The organism is Streptomyces sp. (assembly GCF_031181705.1).
Lineage (GTDB): Bacteria > Actinomycetota > Actinomycetes > Streptomycetales > Streptomycetaceae > Streptomyces.
In genome coordinates this window covers 1-10,250 of record NZ_JAPSKN010000175.1, presented here as the reverse complement: position 1 = coordinate 10,250, position 10,250 = coordinate 1, and the positions used below count along the sequence as shown (strand labels likewise).

General features: G+C 71.7%; 8 protein-coding genes and 1 pseudogene. 8 read left to right on the top strand and 1 reads right to left on the bottom strand.

The window, feature by feature from the left end; all coding sequences use genetic code 11:
• Nucleotides 1-213: 213 nt before the first annotated feature.
• The 4 genes from RIN80_RS24280 to ffh all read left to right on the top strand — a co-directional run bounded on the left by RIN80_RS24280 (nucleotide 214) and on the right by ffh (nucleotide 6,005).
• A complete protein-coding gene (locus tag RIN80_RS24280; RefSeq protein WP_309097772.1) occupies nucleotides 214-1,557 on the top strand; it encodes an ammonium transporter in 1,344 nt (447 codons plus the stop codon).
• The gene (locus RIN80_RS24275; protein ID WP_030231663.1) at nucleotides 1,554-1,892 is read left to right on the top strand and encodes a P-II family nitrogen regulator; all 339 of its coding nucleotides are present in this window, start codon (nucleotides 1,554-1,556) and stop codon (nucleotides 1,890-1,892) included. The genes RIN80_RS24280 and RIN80_RS24275 overlap by 4 nt, the downstream gene beginning before the upstream one ends.
• A gap of 28 nt (nucleotides 1,893-1,920) precedes the next feature.
• A complete protein-coding gene (locus RIN80_RS24270) occupies nucleotides 1,921-4,368 on the top strand; it encodes a [protein-PII] uridylyltransferase (protein WP_309097771.1) in 2,448 nt (815 codons plus the stop codon).
• Nucleotides 4,369-4,451: 83 nt separating this feature from the next.
• The gene (gene ffh, locus RIN80_RS24265) at nucleotides 4,452-6,005 is read left to right on the top strand and encodes a signal recognition particle protein (RefSeq protein ID WP_309097770.1); all 1,554 of its coding nucleotides are present in this window, start codon (nucleotides 4,452-4,454) and stop codon (nucleotides 6,003-6,005) included.
• A gap of 79 nt (nucleotides 6,006-6,084) precedes the next feature.
• On the opposite strand, the gene RIN80_RS24260 is transcribed toward ffh, so the two are convergent.
• A complete protein-coding gene (locus RIN80_RS24260) occupies nucleotides 6,085-6,939 on the bottom strand; it encodes a methyltransferase domain-containing protein (protein ID WP_309097769.1) in 855 nt (284 codons plus the stop codon).
• A gap of 198 nt (nucleotides 6,940-7,137) precedes the next feature.
• Here RIN80_RS24260 and proS point away from each other — a divergent pair, with 198 nt between their 5' ends.
• The 4 genes and pseudogenes from proS to RIN80_RS24240 form a co-directional block, all read left to right on the top strand.
• A complete protein-coding gene (gene proS / locus RIN80_RS24255; RefSeq protein ID WP_309097768.1) occupies nucleotides 7,138-8,553 on the top strand; it encodes a proline--tRNA ligase in 1,416 nt (471 codons plus the stop codon).
• Between the two features lie 270 nt (nucleotides 8,554-8,823).
• On the top strand, nucleotides 8,824-9,426 hold the full coding sequence (locus RIN80_RS24250) for a hypothetical protein (RefSeq protein ID WP_309097767.1): 603 nt from the start codon (nucleotides 8,824-8,826) through the stop codon (nucleotides 9,424-9,426).
• Nucleotides 9,427-9,712: 286 nt separating this feature from the next.
• Nucleotides 9,713-10,132, top strand: coding sequence for a 30S ribosomal protein S16 (rpsP, locus tag RIN80_RS24245; RefSeq protein ID WP_309097766.1), 420 nt, complete (start codon nucleotides 9,713-9,715; stop codon nucleotides 10,130-10,132).
• A gap of 2 nt (nucleotides 10,133-10,134) precedes the next feature.
• Nucleotides 10,135-10,250: pseudogene (locus tag RIN80_RS24240) on the top strand (RNA-binding protein); the annotation flags it as partial.

The following is a 10,250-nucleotide window of genomic DNA, read 5'->3' as shown; positions in this document are numbered from 1 at the left end:
CCGAAGGTTGCGCCACGATAACGATCGGCGCACCCGCTCTCCGGCAGTTCATCGACGCGTAACACAGCACGCGCCTTCGTCACGGTCGCGAAACAACGAGGGGCCTCCACCGAAACCGCGCTGCGCCAATCTCGTGGCGCATAACCGGCCCACCCCCTCACTCCGCTCCAGGCTTCGCCCGCACGGGGCCGTACCAATGACGAGGAGACGCCGATGGCACCAGCCATCACCCTTGCCGCAGAAGCGCCCAAGCTGTCTGCCGCCAACACAGGGTTCATGCTCATCTGTTCCGCCCTGGTGATGCTCATGACCCCGGGCCTGGCCTTCTTCTACGGAGGCATGGTCCGCGTCAAGAGCACCCTGAACATGCTGATGATGAGCTTCATCAGCCTCGGGATCGTCACCATCCTGTGGGTGCTGTACGGCTTCTCCATGGCGTTCGGCACCGACTCCGGCAGCCTCATCGGCTGGAACTCCGACTGGGTGGGCCTCGGCAACATCGGCCTGACCGAGCTGTGGGACGGCTACACCATCCCGGTGTTCGTCTTCCTGGTCTTCCAGCTGATGTTCGCGATCATCACGCCCGCCCTGATCAGCGGCGCCCTCGCGGACCGGGTGAAGTTCAGCGCCTGGGCGCTGTTCGTCGCCCTGTGGGCCACGGTCGTCTACTTCCCCGTCGCGCACTGGGTCTGGGGCGCGGGCGGCTGGGCCTTCGAGCTCGGCGTCATCGACTTCGCCGGTGGTACGGCCGTGCACATCAACGCCGGTGCCGCCGCGCTCGGCGTGATCCTGGTCATCGGCAAGCGCGTCGGCTTCAAGAAGGACCCGATGCGTCCGCACAGCCTCCCGCTGGTCATGCTCGGCGCCGGTCTGCTGTGGTTCGGCTGGTTCGGCTTCAACGCCGGCTCCTGGCTCGGCAACGACGACGGCGTGGGCGCGCTGATGTTCGTCAACACGCAGGTCGCCACGGCCGCCGCCGTCCTCGGCTGGCTCGCCTACGAGAAGATCCGCCACGGCGCCTTCACCACGCTCGGAGCCGCCTCCGGCGCGGTCGCGGGCCTGGTCGCCATCACCCCGGCCGGCGGCGCGATCTCCCCGCTCGGCGCCATCGCCGTCGGCGCCATCGCCGGTGTGCTGTGCGCCATGGCCGTCGGGCTGAAGTACAGGTTCGGCTACGACGACTCCCTCGACGTGGTCGGCGTCCACCTGGTCGGCGGCATCCTCGGCTCCCTGCTCATCGGCTTCTTCGCCACCGGCAAGGGCCAGTCCGACGTCGCGGGCCTGTTCTACGGCGGCGGCCTCGACCAGTTCTGGAAGCAGTGCGCCGGTGTCTTCGGTGTCCTCGCCTACTCCCTGGTCGTCTCCGCGGTCCTCGCCTTCCTCCTCGACAAGACGATCGGGATGCGGGTCAGCGAGGACGACGAGGTCGCCGGCATCGACCAGGCCGAGCACGCCGAGACCGCATACGACTTCAGCGGCGCCGGTGGCGGTGCCGCCAAGACCTCCGCCGTCGTGGCCGCCGTGGCCGGAGCGCAGAGCAAGAAGGTGGACGCATGAAGCTCATCACCGCCGTCGTGAAGCCGCACCGGCTCGACGAGATCAAGGAGGCCCTGCAGGCCTTCGGCGTACACGGCCTGACGGTCACCGAGGCCAGCGGCTACGGTCGGCAGCGGGGCCACACCGAGGTCTACCGGGGCGCCGAGTACACCGTCGACCTCGTGCCCAAGATCCGCATCGAGGTCCTGGTCGAGGACGACGACGCCGAGCAGCTGATCGACGTCGTGGTCAAGGCGGCCCGCACCGGCAAGATCGGTGACGGCAAGGTCTGGTCCATCCCGGTCGAGACGGCCGTACGGGTCCGGACCGGCGAGCGCGGTCCCGACGCGCTCTGAGGCAGGAAAACGGAACAGGAGTCGCTGGGTGACCGGTACGGACGTGCAGAAGGAAACCGAGGACTCGGGACCCGGCGGCTACGCGGCGGCCCGGCTGCGCCTCCTCACCGAGGAGGCGCGGTCCGGGCCGCCGCGCCGTGCGGCCCTGGCCGAACTGACGGACGACTGGCTCTCGGGGCTGTTCACCGCGGGCGCCGGCGAGCTGCGCGGCGCCTCCCTGGTCGCGGTCGGCGGGTACGGGCGCGGCGAGCTGTCCCCGCGCAGCGACCTCGACCTGCTCCTGCTGCACGACGGGGGCGACCCCAAGGCCGTCGCCGCCCTCGCCGACCGGCTCTGGTACCCCGTCTGGGACCTCGGCCTGGCCCTCGACCACTCCGTGCGCACCCCCGCCGAGGCCCGCAGGACCGCGGGCGAGGACCTCAAGGTGCAGCTCGGCCTGCTGGACGCCCGGCACATCGCCGGCGACCTCGGGCTCACCGCGTCCCTGCGCACCGCCGTCCTGGCCGACTGGCGCAACCAGGCGCCCAAGCGCCTGCCCGAACTGCAGGAGCTGTGCGCCGAACGCGCCGAACGGCAGGGCGAGTTGCAGTACCTGCTGGAACCCGACCTGAAGGAGGCCCGCGGCGGACTGCGCGACGCCACCGCGCTGCGGGCCGTCGCCGCCTCCTGGCTCGCCGACGCCCCGCGCGAGGGCCTCGCCGACGCCCGGCGCCGGCTCCTCGACGTCCGGGACGCCCTGCACCTGGCCACCGGACGCGCCACCGACCGGCTCGCCCTCCAGGAGCAGGACCAGGTCGCCGCCGAACTCGGCCTGCTCGACGCGGACACCCTGCTGCGCCAGGTCTACGAGGCCGCGCGGGTCGTGTCGTACGCCAGCGACGTCACCTGGCGCGAGGTGGGGCGGGTGCTGCGGTCGCGGGCCGTGCGGCCCCGGCTGCGCGCCATGCTCGGCGGCGGGAAGCCCACCGCCGAGCGCTCCCCGTTGGCCGAGGGCGTCGTGGAGCAGGACGGCGAGGTGGTGCTCGCCCGCGCCGCGCGTCCCGAGCGCGACCCCGTCCTGCCGCTGCGCGCCGCGGCCGCCGCAGCCCAGGCCGGCCTCCCGCTCTCCCTGCACGCCGTGCGGCGCCTGGCGGCCACCGTGCGCCCGCTGCCCACGCCCTGGCCCGCCGAGGCGCGCGAACAGCTCGTCACGCTGCTCGGCTCCGGCCGCCCCACCGTGGAGGTCTGGGAGGCACTGGAGGCCGAGGGGCTGATCACCCTGCTGCTGCCCGACTGGGAGCGGGTCCGCTGCCGCCCGCAGCGCAACGCCGTGCACCTGTGGACCGTCGACCGGCACCTGATCGAGACGGCCGTGCGCGCCTCCGAGTTCACCCGCCGGGTCGGCCGCCCCGACCTACTGCTGGTCGCCGCGCTGCTGCACGACATCGGCAAGGGCTGGCCCGGCGACCACTCGGTGGCCGGTGAGATCATCGCCAGGGACGTGGCCGCCCGGATCGGCTTCGACCGGCACGACGTGGCCGTTCTCGCCACCCTCGTCCGCCACCATCTGCTCCTCGTCGAGACCGCCACCCGGCGCGACCTGGAGGACCCGGCCACCGTGCGCGCCGTCGCCGACGTCGTCGGATCCCCGGGCACCCTGGAACTGCTGCACGCGCTCACCGAGGCCGACGCCCTGGCCACCGGCCCGGCCGCCTGGTCGTCCTGGCGCGGCTCGCTCGTCACCGAGCTGGTCGAACGGGTCGCGGCGGTGCTCGCCGGCGACGCCCCGGCCGACCCCCAGGACGCCACCCCCACCGCCGAGCAGGAGCGGCTCGCCCTGGAGGCCGCCGCGACCGGCAGCCCGGTCCTCGCCCTGCGGGCCCAGACCGAGCCGCCCGCCGGACAGGAGCCGTCCGGCGACCCCGAGCCGCTCGGCGTGGAGCTGCTCATCGCCGTCCCGGACCAGCCGGGGGTGCTGCCCGCGGTGGCCGGCGTCCTCGCCATGCACCGGCTGACCGTACGGACCGCCGAGCTGCGGTCGCTGACCCTCCCCGACGGGGTCGACGGGTCCGTCCTGCTGCTGGACTGGCGGGTCGCCGCCGAGTACGGCTCGCTGCCGCAGGCCGCCCGGCTGCGCGCGGACCTCGTCCGGGCCCTGGACGGCTCCCTGGACATCGCCGGGCGCCTCGCCGAACGGGACGCGGCCTATCCGCGCCGCCGGGGCGTGGTCGCACCCCCGCCGAGGGTCTCGGTCCACCCGGCCGCCTCCCGGCTGGCCACGGTCATCGAGGTCCGCTCCCAGGACGCCCCGGGCCTGCTGTTCCGCATCGGCCGCGCCCTGGAGGACGCGAGCGTGCGGATGCGCAGCGCCCATGTCTCGACGCTCGGCGCCAACGCCGTCGACGCCTTCTACGTGACGGGTGCGCGGGGCGCTCCGCTGCCCGGTGACGAGGCCGAGTCGGTGGCGCGGAAGCTGGAGGAGACACTGCGGGGGTGAGGCCGACCCGGCGACTTGTCACGCCGGGATACCCTGGAGGGCGATTCCCCAGACCGTCTCCGACCCCGAGGACCGCGAGCGCCGTGTTCGATACTCTTTCCGATCGCCTCTCAGCGACCTTCAAGAACCTGCGCGGCAAGGGACGGCTCTCCGAGGCGGACATCGACGCCACGGCGCGCGAGATCCGCATCGCGCTGCTCGAGGCGGACGTGGCGCTCCCGGTCGTCCGGGCGTTCATCAAGAACGTCAAGGAGCGCGCCCTCGGCGCCGAGGTCTCCCGCGCGCTCAACCCGGCCCAGCAGGTCCTCAAGATCGTCAACGAGGAACTGGTCACCATCCTCGGCGGCGAGACCCGGCGCCTGCGCTTCGCCAAGCAGCCGCCCACCGTGATCATGCTGGCGGGTCTGCAGGGTGCCGGTAAGACCACCCTCGCCGGCAAGCTCGGCCGCTGGCTGAAGGAGCAGGGCCACTCGCCGCTGCTCGTCGCCTGCGACCTCCAGCGCCCCAACGCCGTGAACCAGCTCAGCGTGGTCGCCGAGCGCGCCGGTGTCGCGGTCTACGCCCCGGAGCCGGGCAACGGCGTGGGCGACCCGGTCAAGGTCGCCAAGGACTCCATCGACTTCGCCAAGTCCAAGGTCCACGACATCGTGATCGTGGACACCGCCGGCCGTCTCGGCATCGACCGGGAGATGATGCAGCAGGCCGCGGACATCCGCGACGCCGTCTCCCCGGACGAGATCCTGTTCGTCGTCGACGCGATGATCGGCCAGGACGCGGTCAACACCGCCGAGGCCTTCCGTGACGGCGTCGGCTTCGACGGCGTGGTGCTCTCCAAGCTCGACGGTGACGCCCGCGGTGGTGCGGCCCTGTCGATCCGGCAGATCACCGGCAAGCCGATCATGTTCGCCTCCAACGGCGAGAAGCTCGACGACTTCGACGCCTTCCACCCGGACCGGATGGCCTCCCGCATCCTCGACATGGGTGACCTGCTCACCCTGATCGAGCAGGCGGAGAAGACGTTCAGCCAGGAAGAGGCCGAGAAGATGGCCTCCAAGCTGGCGTCGAAGAAGGGCCAGGACTTCACCCTGGACGACTTCCTCGCCCAGATGGAGCAGGTCCGCAAGATGGGCTCCATCTCCAAGCTGCTCGGCATGCTGCCGGGCATGGGCCAGATGAAGGACCAGATCCAGAACATCGACGAGCGGGACGTCGACCGCACGGCCGCCATCATCAAGTCGATGACCCCGGCCGAGCGCCAGGACCCGACGATCATCAACGGCTCGCGCCGCGCCCGGATCGCCCGGGGTTCCGGTGTCGAGGTCAGCGCGGTGAAGGGCCTGGTCGAGCGGTTCTTCGAGGCCCGCAAGATGATGTCGCGCATGGCCCAGGGCGGCATGCCGGGGATGCCCGGCATGCCGGGCATGGGCGGCGGCCCCGGCCGGGCGAAGAAGAAGCAGAAGCAGGCCAAGGGCAAGCAGCGTTCCGGCAACCCGATGAAGCGCAAGCAGCAGGAGCAGGAGGCCGCCGCCCGTCGCGCGGCCGCAGCAGCGGCCGAGAGCGGCAACGCCTTCGGGCTGCCCCAGCAGGGCGCCAAGGACTTCGAACTCCCTGACGAGTTCAAGAAGTTCATGGGCTGACGACCCGCCCCGTACGACGACGCCGAGGGCGCCTCTTCCGTGAAGAGGCGCCCTCTCGGCACGGGTCGGACGCCGCGCGTCACGGCGTCCGGGCGATCAGGTACCGGAACACGTTGGGCATCCACACCGTGCCGTCCTGGCGCTGGTGCGGATGCAGGGCCTCGCTCAGCTCCTTGTCCACCTGCACCTGGTCCGTCGCCCGCATCGCCGCGTCGAAGAGCCCGGTCGACTTCAGACCGCGTACCGCGCTGTCCACGTCGGCGTAGCCGAAGGGGCAGGCCACCCGCCCCGAGCCGTCCGGCTTCAGCCCGGCCCGCCGGGCGACGTCCTCCAGGTCGTCGCGCGAGGCCGGACGCCAGCTGCCCGGGGTGCGTTCCGGCTCCGCCAGCTTCGTGGCCACCCGCATCACCGACGCCGTGGCACACCGCTCCGGCGGACCCCAGCCGGCCAGCACCACGGCGGCTCCGCGCTCGGCGAGCGGTGTCGCCTCCGCGAGCAGCCCGCCCAGCCCCTCCGAGTCGCCCGCGAGGCACCCGATCGGCTCGAAGGCCGTCACCAGGGTGTAGGCGGCAGCGCCCGGCTCCGCGGTGTCCCCGGGCGAGCCGTCCACCAGCCGGGTGTCCGGACGCGTGCCGGCACCGGACGCCCCGGGCAGCAGCCGCTCGCGCGCGAGCGCCACTCTTTCGGGGGAAGCGTCGACACCGGTGACCGCCGCTCCCCGGGCGGCGGCCATCAGCAGGGCGAGTCCGGAACCGCAGCCGAGGCCGAGCAGCCGCGTGGCGGGACCCACGTCCAGTCGCTCGTAGACGGCCTCGTAGAGCGGTACGAGCATCCGCTCCTGGATCTCGGACCAGTCACGCGCGCGTGCACGCAGGTCCACGCGGGGTGCGGTCCCCGCGTGAGGCAGGTGCTGCCGCACGAGCGTAGGTGTCATAAGTAAGCGCCCCAATCCGCCGAGAGTTGCCTCTTGCCGCTTCCATGGCCCCCGTGACAGTGCGCTCGCACTACCCCCGTATGCCAGGAAACTCCCCCTCCGACCCGTCGTCCAGTGGAATGCGGCAGGGCTTGTGAGATGTCATGTGCCGGTGGCGAGATTTCACATTCCGGCAACCTCGGCCCGTACCATCGCGCCATGGCCAAGGCACCCGTACTCACGCCCCGCGCGGAGGACTTCCCCCGCTGGTACCAGGACCTGATCACCAAGGCGGAGCTCGCCGACAACGGGCCGGTGCGCGGCACCATGGTCATCCGACCGTACGGGTACGGGCTGTGGGAGCGGATGCAGGCGGAGATGGACGCCCGCATCAAGGCCACGGGCACCCAGAACGCGTACTTCCCGCTGCTGATCCCGCAGTCGTACCTCACGAAGGAAGCCGACCACGTCGAGGGCTTCGCGCCCGAACTGGCCGTGGTCACGCACGGCGGCGGCAAGGAACTCGAAGAGCCCGCGGTGGTCCGCCCCACCTCGGAGATGATCGTCAACGCCTCCTTCTCCAAGTGGGTGCAGAGCTACCGCGACCTGCCGCTGCTCATCAACCAGTGGGCCAACGTCGTGCGCTGGGAGCTGCGGCCCCGCCTGTTCCTGCGCACGACCGAGTTCCTCTGGCAGGAGGGCCACACCGCGCACGCCACGTACGAGGAGGCCCGCGACTTCGCCGCGCACATCCACCGGCAGGTCTACGAGGACTTCATGGTGAACGTCCTGGCGATGGACGTCGTCCCCGGACGCAAGACGGCCAAGGAGCGCTTCGCGGGCGCCGTCAACACCCTCACGCTCGAAGGCATGATGGGCGACGGCAAGGCCCTGCAGTTGGCCACGAGCCACGAACTGGGCCAGAACTTCGCCAGGGCGTTCCAGACGCAGTACCTGTCGAAGGACGGCAGGCAGGAACTGGTCTGGCAGACCTCCTGGGGATCCACCACGCGCATGATCGGCGCGCTGGTGATGATGCACGGCGACGACGACGGTCTGCGCGTGCCGCCCCGGCTGGCGCAGATCCAGGCCGTGGTGCTCGCGATCAAGGGCGACGAGGCGGTTCTGGCCAAGGTTCGCGAGGTGGGCGACCGGCTGCGGGCGGCCGGCGTCCGCGCGCACGTCGACGACCGCACCGACACCCCCTTCGGCCGTCGCGCCGTCGACTGGGAGCTCAAGGGCGTGCCGGTCCGCATCGAGATCGGCCCGCGCGACCTGGAAAGCGGCACCGCGATGCTGGCCCGCCGCATCCCCGGGGGCAAGGCGCCGGTCTCCCTGGACGACCTGGCGGAGCTGCTCCCGAAGATCCTGGAGGAGGACCAGGAACTGCTGCTGACGCAGGCCCGTGAGCGCCGCGAGTCCCGGACGGCCGACGTGACGACGATCGGGGAGGCCGTCGAGGCGGCCACGGCCGGCGGCTGGGCGCGCATCCCGTGGGCGGTGCTCGGCGAGGAGGGCGAGGCCGCGCTCGCCGAGCACGCGGTGACCGTACGGTGTCTGGTCGCCGAGGACGGGTCGGTGCCGGCCGACGGTGACGCACCCGGTAACGTCGCGGTCGTGGCGCGCGCCTACTGACGCGCCCACGCGCCGAACACCTGGGACACAAGGCGACCGAAACGCCTCTTGCGTCCTCGCGGACCCCTGGCCCCCCGGCGCGAAGACACCCTCTGCGCGCCGGGGCGTACGCGTGACTACGCACCACCTTGTGGTGAGCTGCGAGGCTTCTCCACAGATCAGCGCACGCGCCCTCGTCGGGACGCATCAGAGGCAACTGACGGGTACGTGCAAATTATTTGGGATGGCCCGGAATCGGAACACTGGGGCACCCCGGCTCGTTGTCATTACGTGAGCACGACACAGACACCACCTGTTCTCGCCGCAGAGCTGGCACAGGCGTGGGCCGACATTCAGCGGTACCACCCCGAGCTGCCCGACCTTGCCGCGCCAGAGTCCCTGATCGGGGAGTCGTCGTCCGCGTGCGGTCACGAGCTCTCCTTCGAGCGACTGCTCCATGAGGCAGTCCATGGCATCGCCGCCGCCCGCGGCGTCCGCGACACCTCCCGTGCCGGCCGCTACCACAACCGCAGATTCCTCGCCATCGCCGAGGAGCTGGGCCTGGACCACCCCGAGGAACCGCACCCCAGCAGCGGCTTCTCCCTGGTCACGCTCACGCCCGAGGCGAAGCGCCGCTACCGCCCGACGATGGAGCGCCTCCAGCGCGCCCTCAAGGCGCACACCGTCGCGACCTCCTCCGACACCTCCCGCACCTTCCGGGGCCCGGCCGCCCGCCACGGCTCCTCGGGTGGCGGCGTGCGCGTCAAGGCGGTCTGCGACTGCGGGCGCAACGTCCGCGTCGTCCCCTCGGTCCTCGCCCAGGCCCCCATCGTCTGCGGCGGCTGCGGCAAGCCGTTCCGCATCCCCGAGGTCGTGGGAGCGGTCGCGAGCTGACGTCGGCACCGGCATCTCGTGGCTGCCGGTCGAGACGGACCGCCGGAACGGGCCGGCACCCGGCGTACCTCACCTCCGCGCCGGGTGCCGCTTCGGCATGCGCGGGCGCGGCACACCCCCGGCCGGAGCGACCCGCGGGGTGTGGCACAATGGCTAGCTGTACTCGACAGCCGCACAGGAACCCTCTCGCCTCCGGCTGACGCGTCCATCGGGCACTCGGGTACCGCAACCCCACGCGGCTTCCTCGCCGTGCCCAACCACGTCAAATCCAGGAGAACCCACTCCCGTGGCAGTCAAGATCAAGCTGAAGCGTCTGGGCAAGATCCGTTCGCCTCACTACCGCATCGTCGTCGCCGACTCCCGCACCCGTCGTGACGGCCGTGCGATCGAGGAGATCGGCAAGTACCACCCGACGTACAACCCGTCGGTCATCGAGGTGGACGCCGAGCGCGTGGCGTACTGGCTGGGTGTCGGCGCGCAGCCGACCGAGCCCGTCCTCGCCATCCTGAAGAAGACCGGCGACTGGCAGAAGTTCAAGGGCGAGCCGGCTCCGGCCCCGCTCCTGACGCAGCCCGAGAAGGCCGCGCGCCCGTCGTTCGAGGCGCTCGGCGGTGACGACGAGGGCAAGGGTGAGGCGATCACCCAGAAGAAGAAGGCTGAGAAGAAGGACGACGCCGCCGCTGAGTCCGCTTCGACCGAGGCCTGAGCATGCTCGAGGAGGCTCTCGAGCACCTCGTGAAGGGCATCGTCGACAACCCTGACGATGTGCAGGTCGCCTCGCGCAACCTGCGCCGCGGGCGGGTGCTCGAGGTCCGGGTCCACCC